Annotated in this window: 18 protein-coding genes; 10 read left to right on the top strand and 8 right to left on the bottom strand. The window is 52.3% G+C overall.

All coding sequences use genetic code 11. The annotated features are described in order from the left end of the window. Nucleotides 1-63 precede the first annotated feature (63 nt). Genes yfiR through OGX95_RS18470 form a run of 3 tightly spaced genes read left to right on the top strand, consistent with a single transcriptional unit; the run spans nt 64 to nt 2,296 of the window. Nucleotides 64-582 carry a regulatory sequestration protein YfiR gene (gene yfiR / locus OGX95_RS18480; RefSeq protein WP_040234078.1) on the top strand — a complete coding sequence of 173 codons (519 nt, stop codon included), beginning with the start codon at nt 64-66 and terminating at the stop codon, nt 580-582. Continuing rightward, nucleotides 575-1,801, top strand: coding sequence for a diguanylate cyclase DgcN/YfiN (dgcN, locus tag OGX95_RS18475; RefSeq protein WP_286630519.1), 1,227 nt, complete (start codon nt 575-577; stop codon nt 1,799-1,801). Before yfiR ends, dgcN begins: the two co-directional genes overlap by 8 nt. A 12-nt stretch (nt 1,802-1,813) precedes the next feature. Beyond that, on the top strand, nt 1,814-2,296 hold the full coding sequence (locus OGX95_RS18470; protein ID WP_045446366.1) for an OmpA family protein: 483 nt from the start codon (nt 1,814-1,816) through the stop codon (nt 2,294-2,296). 258 nt (nt 2,297-2,554) lie between these two features. Here OGX95_RS18470 and rplS read toward each other — a convergent pair whose 3' ends face one another. The 5 genes from rplS to ffh all read right to left on the bottom strand — a co-directional run bounded on the left by rplS (nt 2,555) and on the right by ffh (nt 6,201). After that, entirely contained in the window at nt 2,555-2,902 is a 348-nt protein-coding gene (gene rplS / locus OGX95_RS18465) for a 50S ribosomal protein L19 (protein ID WP_002914145.1), read from the bottom strand. A 40-nt stretch (nt 2,903-2,942) separates the two neighbouring features. Beyond that, the gene (gene trmD, locus OGX95_RS18460) at nt 2,943-3,710 is read right to left on the bottom strand and encodes a tRNA (guanosine(37)-N1)-methyltransferase TrmD (RefSeq protein ID WP_005130430.1); all 768 of its coding nucleotides are present in this window, start codon (nt 3,708-3,710) and stop codon (nt 2,943-2,945) included. Between the two features lie 44 nt (nt 3,711-3,754). Further along, nucleotides 3,755-4,303 (bottom strand): ribosome maturation factor RimM, encoded by a 549-nt coding sequence (gene rimM / locus OGX95_RS18455; protein ID WP_003031230.1) that lies wholly within the window; start codon nt 4,301-4,303, stop codon nt 3,755-3,757. A gap of 18 nt (nt 4,304-4,321) precedes the next feature. Further along, nucleotides 4,322-4,570, bottom strand: coding sequence for a 30S ribosomal protein S16 (rpsP, locus tag OGX95_RS18450; protein ID WP_003031228.1), 249 nt, complete (start codon nt 4,568-4,570; stop codon nt 4,322-4,324). A 269-nt stretch (nt 4,571-4,839) separates the two neighbouring features. After that, nucleotides 4,840-6,201: a signal recognition particle protein gene (gene ffh / locus OGX95_RS18445; protein WP_271442422.1), complete on the bottom strand. Its 1,362-nt coding sequence runs from the start codon at nt 6,199-6,201 to the stop codon at nt 4,840-4,842. A 165-nt stretch (nt 6,202-6,366) separates the two neighbouring features. Between ffh and OGX95_RS18440 the strand changes: the two genes are divergently transcribed. Continuing rightward, nucleotides 6,367-7,158, top strand: coding sequence for a cytochrome C assembly family protein (locus OGX95_RS18440; RefSeq protein WP_286630518.1), 792 nt, complete (start codon nt 6,367-6,369; stop codon nt 7,156-7,158). 18 nt (nt 7,159-7,176) lie between these two features. Continuing rightward, on the top strand, nt 7,177-8,466 hold the full coding sequence (locus tag OGX95_RS18435; protein WP_286630517.1) for an HlyC/CorC family transporter: 1,290 nt from the start codon (nt 7,177-7,179) through the stop codon (nt 8,464-8,466). A 49-nt stretch (nt 8,467-8,515) separates the two neighbouring features. On the opposite strand, the gene grpE is transcribed toward OGX95_RS18435, so the two are convergent. After that, nucleotides 8,516-9,109: a nucleotide exchange factor GrpE gene (gene grpE / locus OGX95_RS18430; protein WP_155021809.1), complete on the bottom strand. Its 594-nt coding sequence runs from the start codon at nt 9,107-9,109 to the stop codon at nt 8,516-8,518. A 121-nt stretch (nt 9,110-9,230) separates the two neighbouring features. Between grpE and nadK the strand changes: the two genes are divergently transcribed. The 3 genes from nadK to bamE all read left to right on the top strand — a co-directional run bounded on the left by nadK (nt 9,231) and on the right by bamE (nt 12,350). After that, complete coding sequence (gene nadK, locus OGX95_RS18425; RefSeq protein ID WP_137383492.1) at nt 9,231-10,109, top strand: NAD(+) kinase; 879 nt, start codon at nt 9,231-9,233, stop codon at nt 10,107-10,109. 85 nt (nt 10,110-10,194) lie between these two features. Further along, nucleotides 10,195-11,856: a DNA repair protein RecN gene (recN, locus tag OGX95_RS18420; RefSeq protein ID WP_286630516.1), complete on the top strand. Its 1,662-nt coding sequence runs from the start codon at nt 10,195-10,197 to the stop codon at nt 11,854-11,856. A gap of 149 nt (nt 11,857-12,005) precedes the next feature. Next, a complete protein-coding gene (gene bamE, locus OGX95_RS18415) occupies nt 12,006-12,350 on the top strand; it encodes an outer membrane protein assembly factor BamE (protein WP_003826401.1) in 345 nt (114 codons plus the stop codon). A gap of 159 nt (nt 12,351-12,509) precedes the next feature. Here the strand turns inward: bamE and OGX95_RS18410 are convergent, their stop codons facing one another. Further along, a complete protein-coding gene (locus tag OGX95_RS18410) occupies nt 12,510-12,812 on the bottom strand; it encodes an RnfH family protein (protein WP_286630515.1) in 303 nt (100 codons plus the stop codon). Beyond that, on the bottom strand, nt 12,802-13,245 hold the full coding sequence (ratA, locus tag OGX95_RS18405; protein ID WP_040234063.1) for a type II toxin-antitoxin system toxin RatA: 444 nt from the start codon (nt 13,243-13,245) through the stop codon (nt 12,802-12,804). The genes OGX95_RS18410 and ratA overlap by 11 nt, the downstream gene beginning before the upstream one ends. A 154-nt stretch (nt 13,246-13,399) precedes the next feature. On the opposite strand from ratA, the gene smpB reads away from it, so the two are divergent. Then, nucleotides 13,400-13,882 carry an SsrA-binding protein SmpB gene (smpB, locus tag OGX95_RS18400; protein WP_003031211.1) on the top strand — a complete coding sequence of 161 codons (483 nt, stop codon included), beginning with the start codon at nt 13,400-13,402 and terminating at the stop codon, nt 13,880-13,882. A 579-nt stretch (nt 13,883-14,461) separates the two neighbouring features. Continuing rightward, nucleotides 14,462-25,375: a BapA/Bap/LapF family large adhesin gene (locus tag OGX95_RS18395; RefSeq protein WP_286630514.1), complete on the top strand. Its 10,914-nt coding sequence runs from the start codon at nt 14,462-14,464 to the stop codon at nt 25,373-25,375. Nucleotides 25,376-25,462: the final 87 nt, after the last annotated feature.

Raw genomic sequence — 25,462 nt, 5'->3', positions numbered from 1 at the left:
TTGTTGCAAACAATCTTGAATGTATATCGACGCATTACGGCAAACGCTGGTAGGTACCTATTCATGAGCTTTTCTTACCGACTCATACTTCTACTGGCACTGCTTCTGACCGGATTACCTCTGTACGCTCACAGCGTTACGGAAGAGGCAAAATCTGTGCGCTCTATGGTTTCCGGTATCGTCAGTTATACACGCTGGCCCGCACTTTCAGGGCCACCAAAACTGTGTATATTCTCTTCTTCGCGCTTTTCCAGCGTGCTGGAAGATACCCGTGCAGGAGCACTACCCTATCTTCCTGTCATCATTCATACGGAACAAGAAGTTTTAGTTGCGCAGTGTGATGGCTTTTATTTTGGAAAAGAAAGCCCTACATATCAGGCGGAATTAAAGAATAAATATCCTACTAAGGCATTGTTATTAATTGCCGAACAGAATCCCGAATGCGTTATTGGCAGCGCTTTTTGCCTCATAATTAAAGATGAAGACGTGAGATTTTCCGTAAATATGGATTCCCTGTCACGCAGCGGTGTAAGGGTGAGTCCGGACGTATTGATGCTTGCGCGGAATAAAAAGCATGAATAAGGGTCCTTCTCCCATAAAACGCCCAACGTTTAAGCGGACACTGCGGCGTATCAGCATCGTCAGCGTACTGGTAACCATGACGCTGATTTGGCTGCTGCTTAGCATTTCGTCGGTGCTGGCTTTGAAGCAATACGCACAAAAGAACCTGGATCTAACGGCAGCAACCATGACCCGCACGCTCGAAGCAGCATTAGTCTTTTCGGATAGCGTAGCAGCATCGGAAACACTGGCTGCACTGGGACAGCAAGGGCAATTTTCAGTTGCAGAGGTCCGCAATCAACAGCAGAAAGTGATCGCCACCTGGCACTATGATGCGCAGGATACCACTGACAAAATCAGCAGCATCATCAGCCACTGGCTATTCCCGCAACCGGTGACTCAGCCCATTTTGCACAATGGCAACGTTATTGGTGAGGTGCGCTTGATTGCCCGCGATAGCGTTATTAGCCATTTCATTTATTTGTCGCTGGCCGTTCTTACCGGATGCATTTTACTGGCATCGGGTATTGCATTAATGCTTACTCGTTATTTACACAATGGCGTCGTGGACGCCCTGCAAAATATTACTGAAGTGGTACATGATGTTCGTACCAATCGAAATTTCTCGCGGCGCGTATCTGAAGAGCGGATTGAAGAATTTCATCTGTTTGCGCAGGACTTCAATAGCCTGCTGGATGAGATGGAAGAGTGGCAACTACGTCTCCAGGCAAAGAATGCCCAACTGTTGCGTACCGCGCTACATGACCCTTTGACCGGTCTTGCAAACCGTGCCGCATTTCGTAGCAGTATTAACGCACTGATGAACGACGACGCGGCCCACAGCAGCTCTGCGTTGTTATTCCTTGATGGCGATAATTTTAAATTTATTAATGATACCTGGGGACACGCTGCAGGCGATCGGGTCCTGATTGAAGTTGCCAAAAGGTTGGCCGAATTTGGTGGTAATCGGCATCACCCATACCGACTTGGCGGCGATGAATTTGCCATGGTGCTTTACAGCGTCCATTCTGAATACGAAGTTCAACGTATCTGTGCGGCGTTGTCGCAAGAGTTTAATCGACCTTTTGACCTGCATAACGGTCATCTGGCAAGCATGACACTCAGTATTGGTTTTGCACTGACGTGGGAACATGCCTCTGCCGAGAAATTACAAGAACTTGCCGATCACAATATGTATCAGGCTAAAAATTTGCGCGCTGAGCGCATTATTAAAAAATAAGGAATTACACACATGCTAAAACGTTTATTATCCCCGTTTATTCTCATCATGCTAATTCTGGCAGGCTGTCAGGCACCTCAGGGGAAATTTACCCCAGAGCAAATTGCAGCCATGAAATCGTACGGATTCACTGAAGCTTCAGGAGACTGGTCTCTGGGTTTGTCTGACACCATCCTGTTTGACAAAAACGACTATAAACTCCGCCCTGAAAGTGAAAAGCAAATCCAGGAAATGGCGTCCAAACTGGCTGCTACCGGGTTAAACCATGCTCGTCTGGATGGTCATACCGATAACTATGGTGAGGACAGCTACAACGAAGCTCTGTCGCTCAAACGAGCCAATGTGGTTGCAGATGCCTGGGCTCAGGGTGCCAACATTCCACGCACAAACCTGACAACCCAAGGGCTCGGGAAGAAATACCCGATTGCCAGCAACCAGACTTCAAAAGGGCGTGCCGAAAACCGCCGCGTTGCGGTAGTTATCAGTACACCTTAGTCATTACCAGGCTGGCTGCGCTAACAGCGAATACGACGTACTGAACTCGCGCAGTCAGTCGATTGCAATGACGAACGAAACACCCGCCTCACACGACTCAACACCTCGCCGGTAGCATAACAATCGCCTTCCCGTTAAGCCTTAAACGCCCCAAAATCAATTACCCGGCTAACCGCTGGCCAGGTGTTCTGTCGATATAAAAAAAGGGGCCAGCCAAATGGCCAGCCCCTTCTGTCAGGATGTCGCCTGAGCGATATCTTAGTTAAGACGCTCTTTGATACGAGCAGACTTACCAGTACGCTCACGCAGGTAGTACAGTTTAGCTTTACGAACAGCACCACGACGTTTAACAGCAATGCTGTCAACTACCGGAGAGTGAGTCTGGAAGACACGCTCAACGCCTTCGCCGTTGGAAATTTTACGAACAGTGAATGCAGAGTGCAGACCGCGGTTACGAATAGCGATAACCACGCCCTCGAATGCCTGCAGACGTTTTTTGGAACCTTCAACAACCCATACTTTCACTTCCACGGTATCACCCGGACGGAAGGAAGGTACGTCCTGCTTCATCTGTTCTTGTTCAAGTTGCTTAATAATGTTGCTCATAATTTAATCTCTTATCCTGGGTAAACTGATATTGGGGGTCTCAGACCAGCCCATCATGTTTATGTTGCTGTTGTGCGTGTTCCTTTTTGAACTCCGCCAGCAACCTTGCTTGCTCTTCAGTCAGAGCCAGGTTTTCCAGAAGTTCAGGTCTTCTAAGCCAGGTCCGGCCCAGCGACTGCTTCAAACGCCAGCGACGTATTTCAGCGTGGTTTCCCGACAGTAATACCGCCGGTACCTCCATCTGTTCTAACACTTCAGGTCGGGTATAGTGTGGACAGTCCAGCAACCCGTCAGCAAACGAATCTTCGATTGCTGATGCTTCATGACCCAGAACGCCCGGAATAAACCGGGAAACGGAGTCAATCAGCGTCATTGCCGGTAACTCACCACCGCTGAGAACGTAATCGCCGATTGACCATTCTTCATCAATTTCGGTTTGAATCACGCGCTCATCTATTCCTTCATAGCGACCGCACACCAGAATCAACTTTTGATTCGTTGCCAGTTCGCTAACGCCCGCTTGATCAAGCTTGCGTCCCTGAGGTGACAGATAAATCACCTTTGCGCCTTCACCAGCCGCAGCTTTTGCTGCATGAATAGCATCCCGTAAAGGTTGCACCATCATTAACATCCCCGGTCCGCCGCCGTAAGGACGATCGTCCACGGTACGGTGCCGGTCATGCGTAAAGTCACGAGGACTCCAGCTCTGGATGTTCAGCAGGCCATTTTTTACTGCCCGGCCAGTTACCCCGTAATCGGTAATTGCGCGGAACATTTCTGGAAACAGGCTAACGATACCTATAAACACAAGCCAATCCCCATAACGCCGACTTTTACCGTTTATCCGGTGGTTTAAAAACCAGGATCCCAATCTACTTCGATAGTACGAGTAGCGAGATCGACTTTCTTGATAACCTGCCCATCGAGGAACGGTACTAAACGTTCCTTGATACCAAACGCATCTTTCAGGTTTGCCTTAATGACGATCACGTCATTCGATCCGGTTTCCATCATATCGACGACTTTTCCGAGATCGTAACCTTCAGTGGTCACTACCTGGCAGCCCATAAGGTCTTTCCAGTAGTAGGAACCATCTTCCAGCGCAGGCAACTGCGAGGAATCCACGACAATTTCACAATTAGTCAGTAGATTCGCCGAATCACGATCGTCAACGCCTTTCAGCTTGATGATCAGATCCTGATTGTGGTGCTTCCAGCTTTCCAGCTGTACTTGCTGCCACTGACCCGCCTTCTGGATAAACCAGGGCTGATAGTCAAAAATGCTTTCGGCGTCTTCAGTGGAAGAAAACACTCTGAGCCAACCACGGATACCGTAAGAAGACCCCATTTTCCCCAAAACGATGGGTTCCACGGGTGCCTGTGCGGCGAGTTGCTTGCTCATCATGACCACCGTGACAGATTAAGCTGCTTTGTTTGCTGCTTTGATCAGCGTAGCTACGCGATCAGAAATAGTCGCGCCCTGGCCAACCCAGTGAGCGATGCGATCCAGATCCAGGCGGGTGCCTTCTTCTTTTTCGCTAGCGATCGGGTTAAAGAAGCCAACGCGCTCGATGAAGCGACCGTTGCGTGCATTACGGCTGTCGGTGACAACAACCTGGTAGAACGGACGCTTTTTAGCGCCGTGACGAGCTAAACGAATAGTTACCATAACATCCTCTTGTGTGAATAAAACACCGGGCCCCATCGAGGGAAGGGACCCGGTGTCATATTAAAAGCCCGAAAATTTTACTGATTTCTGAGAAAAAAGCAATCAGCATATGCTTCACATATGCCAAACAAGGGATATAAGGCGTATATCGGTGCAGCCAGTTTAGTTCCGGCGTGCGCGCAAAAAGCGGAGCGTACACGTAGTACGTGAGCATTTTGAGCACACCCCGGGGCTAAAATGGCAAACAAGATAGCCTTATGCCCTTGTTTTTAGCGACCAGGGAATCCAGGAGGCATCATCCCCTTCATATTCCGCATCATCTTCGCCATTCCGCCCTTCTTCATTTTCTTCATCATGCGCTGCATGTCGTCGAACTGTTTCAGAAGACGGTTAACGTCCTGTACCTGCATCCCGCACCCCAGTGCGATACGGCGTTTGCGGGAACCTTTGATGATTTCCGGCTTAGCGCGTTCTTTCATCGTCATCGAGTTGATGATGGCTTCCATACGCACCAGCACTTTATCGTCCATCTGCGATTTCACGTTGTCAGGGATCTGCCCCATGCCCGGCAGTTTGCCCATCAGGCTGGCCATGCCGCCCATGTTTTTCATCTGCTTAAGCTGTTCAAGGAAATCGTTCAGATCGAAGCCGTCGCCTTTTTTCAGCTTGCTGGCTAATTTCTCTGCCTGTGCGCGGTCAACTTTGCTTTCGATATCTTCGATCAGCGACAGCACATCACCCATGCCGAGAATACGTGAAGCAATCCTGTCCGGGTGGAACGGCTCCAGCGCTTCCGTTTTCTCACCGACACCGAGGAATTTAATCGGCTTACCGGTGATATGACGAATAGACAGTGCCGCACCGCCACGGGCGTCACCGTCGACTTTAGTCAGTACCACACCGGTCAGCGGCAGTGCTTCGTTAAACGCTTTCGCAGTATTCGCCGCATCCTGACCCGTCATGGCATCGACAACAAACAGCGTTTCTACCGGATTGATAGACGCGTGGACCTGTTTGATTTCGTCCATCATCGCTTCATCAACGTGCAGACGACCGGCGGTATCCACCAGTAGCACGTCGTAGAATTTGAGTTTAGCCTCTTTCAGCGCGGCATTAACGATATCAATCGGCTTCTGACCGACGTCAGAAGGGAAGAAGTCCACCCCGACCTGTTCGGCCAACGTTTCCAGCTGTTTGATCGCCGCCGGGCGATAGACGTCCGCGGAGACCACCAGGACTTTCTTCTTGTGCTTCTCGCGCAGGAATTTACCCAGCTTACCCACGCTGGTCGTTTTACCCGCACCCTGCAGACCCGCCATCAACACTACTGCCGGTGGTTGGGCTGCCAGGTTCAGCGTCTGGTTCTCTTCGCCCATCGCCGCGACGAGTTCGTTACGAACAATCTTGACGAACTCCTGTCCCGGCGTCAGGCTTTTATTCACTTCATGACCAACCGCTTTCTCTTTTACGCGATTGATAAACTCACGCACTACCGGCAGCGCAACGTCAGCCTCCAGCAGCGCCATGCGCACTTCGCGCAGCGTCTCTTTAACGTTGTCTTCAGTAAGGCGCCCACGGCCACTGATATTGCGCAGCGTGCGCGACAAACGATCGGTTAAATTATCAAACATTGTCTCTCGCCTGGGGTGGAAACGGTCGGTCGCAACAGCGACACATCAACAGAAATTTGCCGCAGTATAACATGAAGCCGCCTTTGTTGTTATGCAACGGTTGGAGCAGAGGTCACGTAACGCTATACTGCTTTTCTTTATTATTGGCCAACTGTCGACACCCATATGCCCGTTTTTGCTCTGTTAGCCCTTGTCGCCTATTCCGTCAGCCTTGCGCTGATCGTTCCCGCCCTGCTGCAAAAAAACAGCGGCTGGCGGCGTATGGCTATTCTTTCTGCGGTTATCGCGCTGGTCTGTCACGCGTTTGCCCTGGAAGCACGTATTCTGCCAGGTGGTGAAAGCGGACAAAACCTGAGCCTGCTGAACGTCGGTTCTCTGGTTAGCCTGATGATCTGTACGGTAATGACCATTGTGGCCTCGCGCAACCGCGGCTGGCTATTGCTACCGATCGTGTATGCATTTGCATTAATCAATCTGGCCTGCGCCACATTTATGCCCAACGAATACATCACCCACCTTGAAGCCACGCCGGGTATGATGGTCCACATCGGGCTATCGCTCTTATCCTATGCCACGCTGATTATTGCCGCACTGTACGCGCTGCAGCTGGCGTGGATCGATTATCAGCTCAAAAATAAAAGGCTGGCGTTCAACAATGAAATGCCGCCATTGATGAGCATTGAGCGCAAAATGTTTCATATCACCCAGATAGGCGTGGTGCTGCTGACGCTGACGCTATGTACTGGCCTGTTTTATATGCACAACCTGTTCAGCACAGAAAATATTGATAAAGCCGTTCTGTCTATCGTGGCATGGTTTATCTATATCGTTCTGTTGTGGGGGCATTACCATGAAGGCTGGCGCGGACGTCGTGTCGTCTGGTTTAACGTCGCAGGTGCAGGCATTCTGACGCTGGCCTATTTCGGCAGCCGCATCTTGCAGCAGTTTGTGAGTTAAGTCTTTTAAGGAACCTACGTGGAACACATCTCCACCACCACGCTTATTGTTACACTTCTCATCATGGTGGTTATTTCCGCCTATTTTTCCGGTTCCGAAACCGGAATGATGACCCTGAACCGCTACCGTCTGCGACACCGGGCAAAACAGGGAAATCGTCAGGCAAAACGCGTTGAGAAATTACTTCGGAAGCCCGACCGTCTGATAAGCCTGGTGCTCATTGGCAATAATCTGGTCAACATCCTGGCCTCCGCGCTCGGCACTATCGTCGGTATGCGCCTGTATGGCGATGCGGGCGTGGCAATCGCCACCGGGGTACTGACCTTTGTGGTGCTGGTTTTTGCTGAAGTGCTGCCAAAAACCATCGCTGCGCTATATCCCGAAAAAGTCGCCTACCCCAGCAGTTTTTTACTGGCGCCATTGCAGATTCTGATGATGCCGCTGGTTTGGTTACTGAATACCATCACACGTCTGCTGATGCGGATGATGGGTATCAAAACAGATATCGTGGTAAGCGGTTCGCTGAGTAAAGATGAACTACGAACGCTGGTGAATGAATCGCGCTCGCAAATCTCTCGCCGTAACCAGGATATGCTACTGTCCGTGCTGGATCTGGAAAAAGTCAGCGTCGATGACATTATGATCCCGCGTAACGAAATCATCGGTATCGATATTAACGATGACTGGAAATCAATCGTCCGCCAACTTTCGCACTCCCCCCACGGGCGTATCGTGTTGTACCGCGACTCACTGGATGATGCCATTAGTATGCTGCGCGTCCGTGAAGCCTGGCGACTCATGGCCGAGAAAAAGGAGTTCACCAAAGAGACCATGCTACGCGCCGCCGACGAGATCTATTTTGTCCCGGAAGGTACCCCACTCAGCACTCAGTTGATCAAATTTCAGCGTAATAAGAAGAAGGTCGGCCTGGTGGTCAACGAATATGGCGATATTCAGGGGTTGGTCACAGTTGAAGATATTCTGGAGGAGATTGTCGGTGACTTCACCACGTCAATGTCTCCGACGCTTGCCGAAGAAGTCACGCCACAGAATGACGGCTCAGTGATTATTGATGGCAGCGCTAACGTTCGTGAAATCAATAAGGCTTTTAACTGGCATTTGCCGGAAGATGATGCGCGAACGGTAAACGGTATTATCCTTGAAGCACTGGAAGAAATCCCCGTTGCCGGCACGCGAGTGCGCATTGGTCAGTACGATATCGATATTCTCGACGTACAGGACAATATGATTAAGCAGGTGCAGGTATTGCCGGTCAAACCACTTCGCGAGAGCGTATCTGACCAGTGAGGATAATCCAGACCGGGTAACGCATCAGCACTACCCGGTCTGAAGCTGATTAGCTTTTTGCTTTCGCCACAGACACCATTGCAGCGCGAATGGTACGTCCGTTAAGGGTATAGCCTTTCTGCATTACCATCAGCACGTTACCGGCAGCAACGTCATCAGACTCGACCATTGCAATAGCCTGGTGTACGTTCGGGTCCATCGGCACATCGATATCCGCAACCACCTGCACGCCAAACTTCGCCACGACATCCAGCATCGACTTGCGGGTCAGTTCAATACCTTCAACCATCGCCGCCATCGCGTCATTATCTTTGTCCGCCACTTCCAGCGCACGGTCCAGGCTATCCAGCACCGGCAGCAGTTCGTTGACGAATTTTTCCAGCGCGAACTTATGCGCTTTTTCTACGTCCAGTTCAGTACGACGGCGCAGGTTTTCCATTTCCGCTTTGATACGCAACACGCTGTCACGCTCGCGCGTTTCAGCTTCTGCAAGCTGAGCCTCCAGATTCGCAATCTTTTCATCGCGCGGATCCACCTGCTCAGCAGAAGCGTCTGACTCAACCGCCTCAACTTCTTCGTGCTGATCCATGATAATTTCTTCCGGGGCTTGCCCCTCAGGCGTTTTCTGTTCTTTACTACTCATGAATTTCTCCGCGTTTTTTCGCATTCATCTCGCTAACTTGGCTTATTATGGGGATCAGATTCAGGGATTCAAGGGAAGTACTCACATTGTCACTCATCTTCGTTACAAGGACCTCAAGAAAATGAACAAACATTTCAAGTGTATTGGCATTGTGGGGCATCCACGTCACCCCACTGCACTGACAACACATGAAATGCTCTACCGCTGGTTATGCACGAAAGGTTATGAGGTTATCGTGGAGCAACAAATCGCCCATGAGCTCCAACTGAAAAATGTGCAGACCGGTACGCTGGCAGAGATTGGTCAACAGGCGGACCTTGCGGTGGTTGTCGGTGGTGACGGCAATATGCTTGGAGCCGCACGCACGCTTGCGCGTTACGACATCAAGGTCATCGGGATTAACCGCGGTAACCTCGGTTTTCTGACCGATCTTGACCCGGACAATGCCCAACAGCAATTAGCCGATGTACTGGAAGGTCATTATATCAGCGAAAAACGTTTTTTACTTGAAGCACAGGTCTGCCAGCAGGACTGCCAGAAGCGCATCAGTACCGCAATCAATGAGGTGGTGTTGCATCCAGGCAAAGTTGCACACATGATTGAATTTGAAGTCTATATAGATGAAATTTTTGCCTTCTCTCAGCGTTCAGACGGACTGATTATCTCCACACCAACTGGGTCTACCGCCTACTCGCTGTCTGCCGGAGGTCCCATTCTCACACCTTCCCTGGATGCCATTACGCTGGTACCGATGTTCCCACATACGCTCTCCGCGCGCCCGCTGGTGATTAACAGCAACAGCACGATTCGCCTGCGCTTCTCGCACCGCCGTAATGACCTGGAGATCAGCTGCGACAGCCAGATTGCCTTACCTATACAGGAAGGCGAAGACGTATTGATTCGTCGCTGTGATTATCACCTGAATCTGATTCATCCAAAAGATTACAGCTATTTCAACACATTAAGCACTAAGTTAGGCTGGTCAAAAAAATTATTCTAATTTAACGCCAACCTCTTTACTGTATAAAAAACCAGTTTATACTGTATGTAATTACAGTTATGGTTTTTCATACAGGAAAACAACTATGTTGGCACAACTGACCATCAGCAATTTTGCTATCGTTCGTGAACTGGAGATCGATTTCCAAAGCGGAATGACCGTCATCACTGGTGAGACCGGCGCGGGTAAATCCATTGCCATTGATGCTCTCGGGTTGTGTCTGGGCGGGCGGGCAGATGCCGACATGGTGCGTACAGATGCCACTCGCGCCGATCTGTGTGCGCGTTTCTCTTTAAAAGACACTCCTGCGGCGCTACGCTGGCTGGAAGAAAACCAGCTTGAAGAAGGTCGTGAGTGTTTGTTACGCCGCGTCATCAGCAGCGACGGACGCTCCCGCGGCTTTATCAATGGCACTGCCGTTCCCCTGTCACAGCTTCGTGAACTGGGTCAGTTGCTTATTCAAATCCATGGCCAGCACGCCCATCAGCTCCTGACAAAATCGGAACACCAAAAGTTCCTGCTTGATGGTTACGCTAATGAAGCGTCCCTGATTCAGGAAATGTCCGCACGCTACCAGCTATGGCATCAGAGCTGCCGTGATCTGGCCCATCATCAGCAACAAAGCCAGGAACGCGCTGCCCGGGCAGAACTGTTGCAATATCAGTTAAAAGAGTTGAACGAATTTAACCCGCAGGCGGGCGAGTTTGAGCAAATTGATGAAGAGTACAAACGTCTGGCTAACAGCGGGCAGTTGCTCACCACCAGCCAGCAAGCGCTGGCTATCATGGCCGATGGCGAAGACATTAACCTGCAAAGCCAGTTACACACAGCCAAACAGCTGGTCAGTGAACTGGTAGGCATGGATGGCAAGCTCTCCGGTATTCTGGACATGCTGGAAGAGGCGACTATTCAGCTCAGCGAAGCCAGCGACGAACTACGACACTATTGTGATCGCCTGGATTTAGACCCTAACCGTTTGTTTGAGCTTGAACAGCGTATTTCTAAGCAAATCTCTCTGGCGCGTAAGCATCACGTCGCCCCTGAAGCATTGCCACAGTTTTACCAGTCCCTGCTTGATGAGCAACAACAGCTTGACGATCAGGCTGACTCGCTCGAGACCTTAACCCTGGCCGTAAACACGCACCACCAGCAGGCGCTGGAAACGGCAAAAATATTGCACCTCCAACGCCAGCATTACGCTCAGGAATTGGGGAAACTCATCACAGAAAGCATGCATGCTCTCTCAATGCCGCACGGGCTCTTTTGCATCGATGTGAGGTTTGATGAACACCATCTGAGCATAGACGGAGCCGATCGCGTTGAATTTAAGGTCACCACGAACCCGGGCCAACCGCTGCAGCCGATTGCGAAAGTCGCTTCTGGTGGAGAACTGTCGCGTATCGCACTGGCCATTCAGGTGATTACTGCGCGTAAAATGGAAACCCCTGCGCTGATTTTTGATGAAGTTGACGTTGGTATCAGTGGTCCGACGGCAGCGGTTGTGGGTAAGCTACTGCGCCAGTTGGGTGAATCAACTCAGGTGATGTGCGTCACCCACTTGCCACAGGTTGCGGGTTGCGGTCATCAGCATTTCTATGTCAGCAAAGAAACGGACGGCGCAATGACTGAAACACATATGCAGGCGCTGGATAAACGCGCACGTCTGCAGGAGCTCGCTCGCTTACTAGGCGGTAGCGAAGTCACGCGTAATACCCTCGCGAATGCAAAAGAACTGCTGGCAGCATAAACTTTTTTACCTTGCTAAGGTCTGAGTTCAACATAAAATCGCCGACTGACCTGACAGCAAAAGGTTTTAAAGTGGTGAAAGGTCTATTATCATCGGCATATTACATATGAGCCGCGTACTGCTCGGGCCCGAAAAGGAATCAAATCACTATGCGCTGTAAAACGCTGACTGCTGCTGCAGCAGTACTACTGATGTTGACCGCAGGCTGTTCCACTCTGGAGCGAGTGGTTTACCGCCCTGACATCAACCAGGGAAACTATCTGACACCTACTGATGTTGCTAAAGTACGTACGGGTATGACGCAACAACAGGTTGCTTATGCTCTGGGTACACCAATGATGTCCGATCCTTTTGGCACCAATACCTGGTTTTATGTGTTCCGTCAGCAGCCGGGGCATGAAGGTGTGACGCAGCAAACGCTGACGCTGACCTTTAACAGCAGTGGTGTATTGACCAACATTGATAACAAACCTGCCCTGACCGACAACAAGTAGGTTTGAGAGATCAAAAAAAGGTGCTCAATGAGCACCTTTTTTATTAGCAAACGCGGTCCATACTATGTTGGATAGCAACGTAAGCGCCTTACCAGACCGACAAACTGCAATCTTTAAACGTGTAGTACAGTCCCTGCAGTCCTGATAAGCAAAGCGATATCAGGCATTACTTGATTTGTTTGCCGATTTCTCTGCCCGCTGCCTGCGCAGTTCTTTCGGATCAGCAATCAACGGTCGATAGATTTCCACCCGATCGCCATCATGTACGACATCAACAAGCTTTACCGGTCGGCTGTAGATGCCCACCTTATTTTTGCTGAGATCGATATCAGTACGTAGTTCCAGCAATCCAGAAGCGCGAATCGCTTCTTCGACGGTTGCGCCCTGCTGCAACGTCACGCGCTGTAGATACTGTTTCTCCGGTAGCGCGTACGCGACTTCAACGACAATCTTAGCCGACACTGACACTGTAAACCTCTTTTGCGCGAACCGTGAAGGCCTGCACCATGTTCGACGCCAGCTCTTTAAAGATACGGCCAAATGCCAGTTCGATCAGTTTATTCGTGAACTCAAAATCAAGATGAAATTCAATGCGACAGGCTTCCTGGCTCAGCGGCGTAAACTTCCAGCCCCCAATGAGTTTTTTGAACGGCCCATCGACCAGATGCATAAGGATGCTCTGGTTACTGGTCAGTTGATTACGCGTGGTGAACGTTTTGCTAATCCCTGCTTTAGAAACATCCACAGCCGCTGTCATCTGCCCCGGAGTCGACTCCAGGACACGGCTTCCGGTGCAACCCGGTAAAAACTGAGGATAGGATTTAACATCATTCACTAACTGATACATCTGTTCCGCACTGTAAGGTACTAAAGCGGTCCGGCTAATCTGAGGCATAACAATTTCCATCAATATCAATCGTGCAAATAATACCATTTATCATCCGCTAAAAAAAACGCTATAGCCCAACTCGTGCTAAGATAGCGCCTTGCGCCCCGCTGGATGAAATGGGGTGTTTTTCAATTCCAGATTACCTATACTGAGCGGCATTATGACGAAGAAAAAAGCACACAAACCTGGCTCAGCCACAATCGCGCTCAACAAGCGCGCACGACACGAATACTTTATCGAAGAAGAGTTCGAAGCTGGACTCGCACTGCAAGGCTGGGAAGTCAAATCCCTGCGCGCAGGAAAGGCCAATATTGGCGATAGCTATGTCATTCTCAAAGACGGCGAAGCGTTCCTGTTTGGCGCCAACTTCACGCCGATGGCCGTTGCCTCAACCCACGTCGTGTGTGACCCTACTCGCACCCGTAAGCTTCTGTTAAACCAACGCGAACTCGACTCCTTATATGGGCGCATGAATCGTGACGGTTACACCGTTGTGGCACTTTCTCTGTACTGGAAGAATGCCTGGTGCAAAGTCAAAATTGGTGTCGCAAAAGGGAAGAAACAGCACGACAAGCGTTCCGATGTAAAAGAACGTGAGTGGCAGCTGGACAAAGCTCGTATTATGAAAAATGCAGGTCGATAAATCCTTTCTCAGCAGCCAGTCTCTCATCACGAGGCTGGCCCTTATTGTTTAGTTATTGAACCCCACTCATTATATTCACCAAAATTATAGTTTTTACACCGCTGAATCGTTAAAACCTAAAATAGTCTCCCCATTATTTTATCGGGCCCATAGCTTAATAAAATAAAAGTTCAAGAGTGTATTGTTTATATTTTACACCTAATCAATAACACTATTATTACTGGTGTTTATTAACTTTATAAAAGACGCTACAGAAGAAAAACAATCTTACATACAGTGAGTTGCATTTCAACAGCAACCCAAACATGTACTGGAAAGTATCCTTTTCAATTACCTCAATGTATTTTTAATATAGATAATTTGCGTAATACATCCTTTCTGACTATATCATCTAATACGAAAGAACTATTCAGACTCAAGGGCCCTGACGTATTCGATAAACAAACTGATATCTGCGTGACCTAATCAATGAAATCACACGTGCAAACTCATCTATATGATGAACGGGCATCTGTCAGCTCATTTTCCCAACACGCTATTGTGGATTAATACTCTCGGCCTCTCATCAGGAGTGAATATATGCGTCTACTCGCCGTTGTATCAAAATTGACTGGTGTTTCCACAAATATTGAAGCTTCTGAAGTCACGCTCAATTCACCTTCTATCGTGAAGCTGTCTGTTTCTCGGGAAGAAATCAGTCAGCTTACCCGCGTAAATCAGGATCTGATTGTCACACTCCGCTCCGGTGAAACCATCACAATTAAAAACTTTTACGTTGGAAAAGGTGATGAACAAAGCCAGCTCGTACTTGAAGATAGCAACGGTGCGCTATGGTGGGTTCAGGATACGGATGGCGCATTCCACTACCAGCATCTGGACGATCTCACCCCATTGATGGCGAGCGACGCCAGTCATGAAGGCGGCGCAGTTTGGCCCTGGGTTCTTGGCGGGGTCGCCGTGGCTGGGGGAATCGGCCTCGCCGCAGGCGGCGGCGGCGGTGGCGGTGGCGGTGACAATAATGCTGGCAATGGCAATAATGCTGGCAACGGCAATAATGCTGGCAACGGCAACGGCAACGGCAACGGCAACGGCAACGAAGGAAATGGTGATGGCGGCTCCCCCCCCACAACAACACCCACGATACCCACCGTGCCGATTATTACCAGCGTCACTGACAATCAGGCTCCCATTACTGGTCTCGTCAATCAACAGACGTCTACTAATGATAATACGCCAGAACTGCAGGGCACCGGCCCCGCGAACGCAATCTTACATATTTTCGATAACGGTACCGAAATAGGCCAGGTCACTATCGATGCCAACGGGAACTGGACGTTTACTCCATCTTCCCCGCTTGCAGAAGGTACTCACCAGTTTACGGTCAGCGCATCAAACAATGCGGGCAGCAGCGCAATGTCGGACAGTTGGGTCATTACCATCGATATCACCCCACCTGCCGCCGCAATAATTTCTTCAGTGAATCAGGAAGGCACCACGGTAACGGGTAGTGCAGAGCCAGGAAGCACTGTCACTATCATTGGCAGTAACAACCAGGTCCTGGGCTCAGCACTCGTCGGTTCAGGTGGTACCTTCACTATTGGCATAACGCCCTCGCAAACACACGGTGAAACGCTGACAGCAAAGATTCAGGATGAAGCAGGCAATATCGGGCCAGATACCTCATTCAGTGCCTCGAATTCCGGTTATCCAGGCGTACCTGTGATTGTCAGCGTTATGGATGATGTCGCCCCCTCCGTTGGGCCATTGACCAACGATCAGTCAACTAATGATGCAACCCCAACGCTTTCCGGGACAGCTGACGCTAACAGTACGGTTAAAATTTACAATAACGGGGCATATATCGACAGCGTCGTCGCCGACAGCAACGGTCGTTGGGACTGGACCTCCAGCATAAACTTGCGGGACGGCTCATATGCCTTCACCGCTACGGCTACCAACCACCTGGGTACGGGGGGAATGTCGACGGCATTCAATATCACTATCGATACTCAGCCGCCGTTATCACCAGACGATCTGAACGTATCCGCCGATGGTGCTTTCGTCACGGGTACGGCTGAACCCGGCAGTACCGTGACTATAACCGACAATAACAATCAGTTAATCGGCAGCGGTGTTACCGGGCCAGATGGCTCGTTTACTATCACCCTAAACCCACCGCAAACCAATGGCGAAACCATAACCGCTATCGCTACCGATCCGGCAGGAAATCCGAGTTTGCCTGAAACGGCGATCGCTCCCGATATCACCGCCCCGCTACCGCCCACAAACCTGACAATCAATAACGCGGGCGATCAGGTTTCCGGCACGGCAGAGCCCAACAGTACCGTACATATTCTCAATCCTGGTGGCACTATCATTGGCACAACCACCGCTGATGCTGACGGAGATTTCACCGCCACACTTGTTCCGCCACAAACTAACGGCGAACATCTTATCGCCAATGCAACGGATGCAGCAGGCAATACCAGTGGTAACACTGCAGTCACAGCACCAGACAGCACCGCACCGGAAGCACCGACAGGGGTGATCGTCGCCGGGGATGGTGGTTCAGTGAGTGGACATGCTGAAATCGGCAGCACCATCACCGTAAAAAACAGCAACGGGAGTACGATTGGCGTGGGTCAGGCAGACAGCGGTGGTAACTTTGTTGTGTCAATCACCCCGACACAAATCAATGGTGAAACGGTAAAAGTGACCGCAACGGACAGTGCTGGCAACGAAAGTCTGCCCACTTCCGCGCTGGCTCCGGATATTACCGCGCCAGACCAACCGATTATTATTGCCGTCTTAGACGATGTTCCCGATGTCATCGGAAAAATTGATAACAACACACTGACTAACGACGATAAACCGGAAATTAAGGGCACCGCCGAAGCAGGCTCGCAGGTAAAAATTTACGATAATGGCACCCTGCTAACTACCGTTACCGCCGATATCAATGGTAACTGGGACTACACGCCCGCCACCGCGCTGAGCCAAGGTGCACACGTGTTTACGGTTACGTCAACCGATGCCGCCAACAACACCAGTAGCGCTGCCAGCTGGAAAATTATTGTCGATAGCATCGCTCCGGCCGTCCCGACCATTACTCTGATTAACGATGACGTCGGAACCATCACCGGTAACATCGCGAATAACAACTGGGTAACCAACGACAACACACCGACCCTCTCAGGGACCGGCGAGCCAGGCTCTCTGGTGAACCTGTATGATAACGGTTTGCTGATGACGGTGATGCTCATCGACAAGTCAGGTACCTGGAGCTATACCGTCCCGGACAACAAGCAGCTTGCCGAACGCGACCATCGTTTTACGGTATCCGCAACGGATGCCGCCGGTAACGTCGTCACCTCCCCCGTTGCTGTCACCATTACCGTTGACACCCAGCCTCCAGGGGTACCCGCCATTTCAGCCGCCACCGATAACGTCGGAAATGCACCCGTTGACTTGCCTTCTGGGAACCGCTCAAACGATAACCTGCCGTCACTGAAGGGGACCGGAGAAGTTGGATCCACCATCACTATCTACGATGGTGCCACACCTATTGGAACGACTACAGTTGTGGCCGGAGGAACCTGGAGTTTTCCGGTCACCCAGCCACTTAGTGAAGGCTCGCACACATTGTCAGCTATCGCGACAGATGCGGCAGGTAACGCCAGTACCGCCGGAAGTTTCATGCTGACTGTCGATACAACGCCACCCGCGGCCCCGATCATCACCTCAGCGGAAGGGCTTATTGGCCTTGAAACTAAAGTACTGAGTAATGGCGGCAGTACGAAAAGCGACAACCCCAAACTGTCCGGAACAGGTGAACCGGGCGCGACAATTACGATTTATGATAATGGCGGCCTCGCTGGCGTCGCTACCGTACAGCCAGACGGCACATGGACATTTACCCCAACCTCACTTGCAGATGGGCCGCATAAATTCACTGCCACGGCGACCGACGCCGCGGGCAACACAGGGATCCCATCGGCGGGCTTTACGCTGACGGTGGATAATCTACCACCAGCGAAACCCGAACCACCGACCATCACTGATGATGCCAATCCGATAACAGGAATTATCACCAACGGCATCACCAACGATACCACGCCAACCTTCAGCGGTACGGGAAGCGCCGGGGATCTGATTACCATTTATCTTAGCGGTACTCCGCCATTGCAAGGTACGGCAACGGTTGGCGCAGACGGTACCTGGAGCTTTACGCCACCCGTCCCTGTAGCCCCAGGCAGTTACCAGATAACCGTCACCGCAACCGATCCTGCAGGAAACGTCAGCCTGCCATCAGTAGCGACTAACCTGGAAATCGACACCACGCCATCGGCTCCTCCGGTGATTATCGCCGCCAATGATAACGTCGGCGGCTTCCAGGGGGATCTCGCCCCCAACGCGATAACCGATGACACAACCCCGACCATTCGCGGAACTGGCATCAGCGGTGACATCATCACCCTGTACAACGGCAGTACGGTGATCGGCACCACTACGGTGGTTGGCGGCGTCTGGAGTATCACTCCCGGAACTGCGCTGGCAAACGGAAGCTACACGCTGACCGCCACCGCCACCGATGCAGCAGGTAACGCCAGCGGCAGCTCAAACAGCGTCTCGTTTACAGTTAACACAACAACGCTGACCCAGCCGCAGGTAACGGATATTCAGGATAATGTCGGCGTCATTACCGGCTCACTGACCAGCGGCGGTGTGACGGACGATACCACCCCGACGATCAGTGGGACCGGCACGCCGGGCAGTACCGTATTCATTTATGAGGGTAGCAATCCTGTTGCTACTGCCACCGTTGCCGCAAATGGCACCTGGAGTGTGGATGTTCCCCTCACACCCAATACCACCCACACGCTAACTTTCGGTGCCGAAGATGCTGCCGGCAACGTGCTGGCGGCAGGCAATCCGGTGACGTTGAAAGTTGATACGCTGCCCCCCGGCGACCCAATCGTGACTAGCATTAACCCTGATGGTACACAGGTAAGCGGTACAGCCGAAATTGGCAGCACCGTCATTATTCGCAACGGAACGACGGTTCTCGGTCAGGGAGTCGCAGACGGTTCAGGAAATTACGCCATCACGATTTCACCGGCGCAAACGGCAGGTCAGGCACTGAATGCCATCGCCCAGGATCCTGCGGGTAACCAGAGCAATCCCACACTGTTTACCGCTGCCACATCCAGCGTGCCACACCCGCCGACACTTGACATCGTGGACGACGTTGCCCCCGGCATAGGCTTAATCGGCAACGGTAACACCACCAACGACACCTTACCGCTGTTGCAAGGAACCGCCACGGCGGGAGCAACGGTCAGCATTTTCCAGAACGGCGCACTCCTCACCACGGTAACTGCCGATGCCGTTTCTGGCGCATGGAGTTATCAACTGCCTACGGCGCTGACAAATGGCACAACTTATAATTTCAGCGTGTCACAAACCGTCAACTCAATATCCAGCGGTCAGTCGCCCAATTATGCCATTACCATCGACACCACCGCGCCACTGGCACCAACCATCACCCACATTGTCGATGACGTTTCACCCGGCACCGGGTCGCTGGATAAAGGGCAAATTACCAATGACTCACGCCCAACCTTAAACGGAACCGGCGAAGCGGGCGCAACCATCACCCTCTACGATAACGGTATCGCTTATGCCACAACCTCGGTAAACAGCAACGGATTCTGGAGCTTTACTCCGGCAGACGGATTGGAAGAAGGCACGCATGACTTCACCGTGCGCGCCACCGACGCGGCGGGTAATCAGGGAGTCGCATCCGACGATTTTCGGATCATTGTCGATAGCTTAGTCCCGGATGCGCCGTCCATTGTCACGGTCACGGACAACGTTGGCACGACCCAGACGCTCACCTCCGGGCAGTCAACCAACGATAACACTCCGACATTTGCTGGTGTCACTGAAGCAGACTCTGTGGTCACTGTTCGCGATAATGGCGCGGTAATTGGCACAACCACCAGCGATGAAAACGGCAACTGGAGCTTTACACCGGCTCCAGCACTTAGTGAAGGCAATCATTCGTTAACCGCAACCGTCACGGATGGTGCTGGTAATATCAGCCCGGCAAGCCCACCTTTCGTTCTGGTCGTCGACACACTCCCGCCCGCCGCACCGATCATCACCTCAGTCATTGACGATCAACCTGGCAATACATCGCTGGCTAACGGGCAACTGACCAACGACGCCCAGCCTACGCTAAACGGCAAAGGGGAAGCCGGTGCGACTATCACGATAAAAGATAAGGGCATCAAAATAGGTACCGCACGGGTAGACGAATCGGGCAACTGGACTTTTACACCGGAAAACGCGCTAAGTCAGGGGCAGCACGTCTTCACCGCAACGACCACCGATTTGGCCGGTAATACCGGGGGAGCTTCTTCATCCTTTACCCTCGAACTGGATTCTATTGCGCCCGTAGCGCCGGTCATCAGTACGGTGCAAGACAACACGGCCCCCTCCATCGGGCCTATCAGTAACGGTCAAACGACGAACGAAACCCGTCCGGCACTGAGCGGCACTGGCGAAGTGGGGGCGACCATTACCGTTCTGAGCGATGGCCAACCCATTGGCACCACCACCGTGGGCGCAGGCGGTATCTGGAACTTTACCCCGACGGATGCGCTGAGTAACGGACCGCATACATTGACCGTCACCGCGACCGACAGTGCAGGTAACACCAGCGCTGCGTCGAACGGCTTTGGGCTCATCGTTGATACCGTATCGCCGGGTATCCCCGTCATTTCTCAGGTAGCAGATGATGTCGGCCCGCTGACGGGTAATCTGAACAACGGCCAGGCCACAAATGATGCGCACCCCACGATCAGTGGTACGGCAGAAGCCAATTCCACGATCAAAATTTATGACAATGGTGCCTATCTCGGTACCGCTCCGGTAGACGGCAATGGAGTCTGGAACTTCACGCCAACAGCCGTGCTTGGAAATGGTAGCCATGCATTCACGGTGACCGCCACAGACGCAGCCGGAAACGTCAGTCAATCATCCGCCACATTTAACATCATTGTGGATACCGTTGCCCCGTTTGCCCCCACCATTATCCAGGCCTTCGATGATGTACAGCCCGGCACCGGGACACTGTCGAGCGGTGCCTGGACCAATGACACCCGTCCGCTACTCAGTGGCTCAACGGAAGCGAATGCCCGGGTCGCCATTTACGATAACGGCACGCTGCTGGGGACGGTAACAGCCACAATAGATGGAACATGGGAATATCTGCCCCCCACACTGAGCAACGGGCAACATACATTCACTGCTATCGCCACAGACGCTGCAGGCAATATCGGTGCCACCTCAAGCGGATTTATTATTAATGTCGATACGAACCCACCGCCGATCCCACAACTGATTTCGGTCATAGATGACATCGCAGGGGGTGTTTTCAATGCAGCGCTGAACAATGGGCAGCTAACCAACGATGCCCGCCCAACGCTCAACGGTACCGCCGAAGCCGGTAGCACTGTCAGTATCTATGACGGGAACACTCTGCTTGGTACTGCTCTGGTGCAAAGCAATAATAGCTGGACATTTACCCCAACCACGCCGCTCGCGACCGGGTCCCATACCTTCACCGTGACCGCTACCGATGCGGCAGGTAATACCAGCGGCGCAACAACAGGTTTTACCGTGGTGGTGGACACCGCTGCTCCTGCACAGCCTTCAATAAGTAGCATTATTGATGATGTTGGCCCCAACACCGGTGCGATTGGCAGCAACCAGCCCACCAATGACTCACGCCCAACCCTGAACGGCTCCACAGAGGCCAACGCGCGAGTCGATATTTATGATAATGGCAGTTTTGTCATCAGCGTAACGGCTGACAGCACCGGCAACTGGAATTACACGCCGTCCACGGCTCTGGCTCAAGGGGCACATTCTTTTACCATCACAGCGACAGATGCTGCGGGGAATACCAGTGGATTATCGTCTGCGGCAGCCATTGTGATCGATACCATCGCACCCGGAGTTCCAACCGGGCTGGCGGTCAATGCCAATGGTACGACGTTAACCGGCGTGGCCGAAGCGAACAGTACGGTGATCATCACCTCCAGCAGCGGAACGGTACTCGGCACCACAATGGCGAATGCTTCCGGTAACTTCACCTTTATCCTGAATCCACCGCAAATTAGCGGACAAACGCTGCTGGTTAGCGCTCAGGATACCGCCGGTAACATCGGTACTCCAGGCAACGTACTGGCCCCGTTTACCGGTGTTCCGCCAGCGCCGATTATTTCCAGCGTATTTGATGATGTCGGCACCATCACGGGCCTGGTCACCGCTGGGAAAACCACGAATGATACCCGCCCAACACTGAACGGAACTGCGCAGGCAAACGCCGTTATCAACCTGTATAACAACGGCACGTTGATGGGTAGCACAACCGCAGACGGGAATGGGATCTGGAGTTTTACGCCAGGCAGCGCCCTCAGTGAAGGCAACCACGCGTTTACCGCCAACGCCACAAATGCCAACGGCTCGAGCGTGTTGTCTGGCTCGTTCAGCGTCATTGTGGATACCACGCCACCTTCCCCCCCTACGATGCTGATCAGCGCCGATGGCGGAACGGTGAGCGGCATCGCCGAAGCCGGCAGTACGGTTACGATATCCCTGCCTGGTGGCACCAGCGTGACAGCGGTCGCCAACAACAGTGGGGTCTACAGTGCCACCTTACCTGTACGCCAGATTGAAGGTCAGTCGTTATCTGCAACGGCAACCGACGCGGCAGGCAACACGTCATCGCCTGCCAGCATCACCGCGCCGGTGCTCCCCCTGCTGGCTGAAGATAATGTTACCCGTTTGCCGCTACAGACTGACGTGACAGTCAGCACTGAGCATCAAAGCGATTACGGTTTCCTGCTGGTGAACGCACTGGGTAGTGTCGCCAATGTGCTGGGTAACGACACGGCAAGTGTTAATTTCAGCATCCAGTCTGGCGGTAGTGGCGCCATCACCATCAACGCCGCGGCGACCGGCATTGTGCTGTCACTATTGAGCTCAATGGAGATTGTTATCCAGCGCTATGACACCTTGCTCAACACCTGGATAACCGTGGTCGATACCTCAAAACCCGATTTTGCCAGTTTGCTGACCATCGGAGCCTCTGGAGTGACGCTCAATTATGATGGGCTGACAGGCGGGGATTATCGCGTGGTCAGCTTCAACACTAACCTACTGGCGACCGGCGCTTACACCAGTCTGGACGTTGCCGTGGTGAAAACCAGCGGCGGAACAATCACCGGAGGGACCACAGAATCCGGTAACATCATCACCGATACCGACCCAACAAACGGTCAAGATAACGCTCCTTCCGGTACGCTGGTCACCGCCATTACCGATGGTAACGGCAACGTGGTAAACGTCACGGCCGGCGGCGTGGATGTACAGGGTAAATACGGCATCCTGCATATTAACCAGGACGGCAGTTATACCTATACCCTGACCAATACAGCAATATCGGTGTATGGCCGCTCCGAAAGCTTCACCTATACGCTGACGCATGGCGCAGACCATTCCTCAGCCAAACTGGTTGTCACGCTGGGCCAGGCCCCAACCACCAGCACGGTAACAGCAGCTGACGATATGGCGTCACTGACGTACGGAACCCAGGTGATCGCGGTCGACCACGGCACGTCAAAACAAACGGGCTTCACGCTGGCAAATGTCGGGCTGGGTGATGTCCTCGACGTCAGCCTGGTCAACGGGTTGACCAACCCGATCAAATTCAACGTTGATGACGGAGCCACCCGTACGCTAACCGTCCAGGCTAACGTCCTCGGTGTGACGCTTGGCGGTTTTGATCTCTATGTCTACCGCTTCAATGAGGCTATTCAGCAGTATGAACAATATCGGGTGCAGCCAAACTGGGTTACGGCACTGCTGGGCGGCAACTCTTCGGCGTATACCATTACGCTGCCGGGTGGTGACTACCTTTTCCTGCTTAACGCCTCCGGCGGTCTGACGTTACTGACCAGCTACACCCTGAATATTCAGGCGGATCATACCTACGCGGTGGACAGTCTCAGCGCGGTAACCAACGGTAATATTCTGGTCAATGACTCAGCCCCGATAAACAGCGTCATCACCGAAGTGAATGGTGTGGCGATTAACGGGACGGGCACCACCAGTATTAACGGACAATACGGCACCCTGTCTATCGATGCGAAGGGGAACTATACCTATACCCTGAAAAGTGGGCTGGGTGCCGATAGCATCAGCACACCGGACAGTTTCGTCTATACGGTCAAAGCCCCCAATGGCGATACAGGAAGCGCCTCGCTGAACATTACGGCGACCCCGCAGGCGCTGGACGCAGTCAATGACGTCAGCAGCATGATGGCGGTGAGTACCGTTCAGGACTCTGCGGCATACGGAAGCGGCGCGCTGGGCACAGCGACAATTCCGACGCTGGGGAGCAAAGCAACCGGTTCAGGTTCGTTTGACATAGCAACAAATGATGTGCTGAAAGGCGCCACACTCAACTTCAGCATCGGCACACTTATCACCGTCGGTACACTGGGCATAACCTGGACTATAACCGGTCCTGACGGATTCTCGCTTTCAGGCTCTGTACCCGCCAGTTCCATCAGCCTGTTAGGCAGCTCAATTGCCGTCTCGCTGGGTAATGCCGAGCTAGCCGCGGGTCATTACAGCATCAGCTTCACAGGAACGATGGGAGGGCTGGCCGTTGGCAACGTCAGCATTACGCCGAACGTCACGGGCACGACATGGCACCTCAATACCTGGGACGTTAACGCCACGACGGTGAATGGCAATATTTTTGATGGCAGTGATGCCGCTGGCGCGCACGATCAGCTCTCAACCGTCCATACCCAGCTCACTATCACCGGCTTTAACGGCAGTACCGCCACACTCAATCCGACCAGCAGCATCAGTAGCACAACAATTCAGGGTCATTATGGCTCACTGACCATGAATCTGGATGGTTCATACATCTATACGCTGAAGCCGGGTACAACCGTGGCGTCGATGACCAGCAAGGAGACCTTTACTTATACGCTTAACGACCAAAACGGGCATACGGACACCGCGACGCTGACCATCAATATGAATCCACAGATGGCAAGCACCGCGCAGCATGACGTGATCATCGGCTCGGCTTACGGCGATACGCTGATTTATCACCTGCTTAATGCCAGCAATGCAACGGGCGGTAACGGAACGGCAGACACCTGGACCAATTTCTCACTGGCTCAGGGCGACAAAATAGACATCGGCGACCTGTTGGTAGGCTGGAACGGACAAAATGCCACGCTCGGCAACTACCTCACGGTGACCACCAGCGGTAACAACACCGTCGTTTCCATTGATCGCGACGGTACAGGCAGCACGTACCACACAACTAACCTCGTAACGCTGGAGAACGTACACACCACGCTCGATGAGCTGATCCAACAAAATCACATTGTGACCTGAAACGAACGCCATACCGCTATAACGATATAACAACAGCCCCGGATGCCATGACGTCCGGGGCAATAACAGTCGTCACTGCCCTATTTT

This window comes from Citrobacter sp. Cu233, from assembly GCF_030332225.1.
GTDB lineage: Bacteria > Pseudomonadota > Gammaproteobacteria > Enterobacterales > Enterobacteriaceae > Citrobacter.
This window is presented reverse-complemented; position numbering and strand designations above follow the sequence as displayed.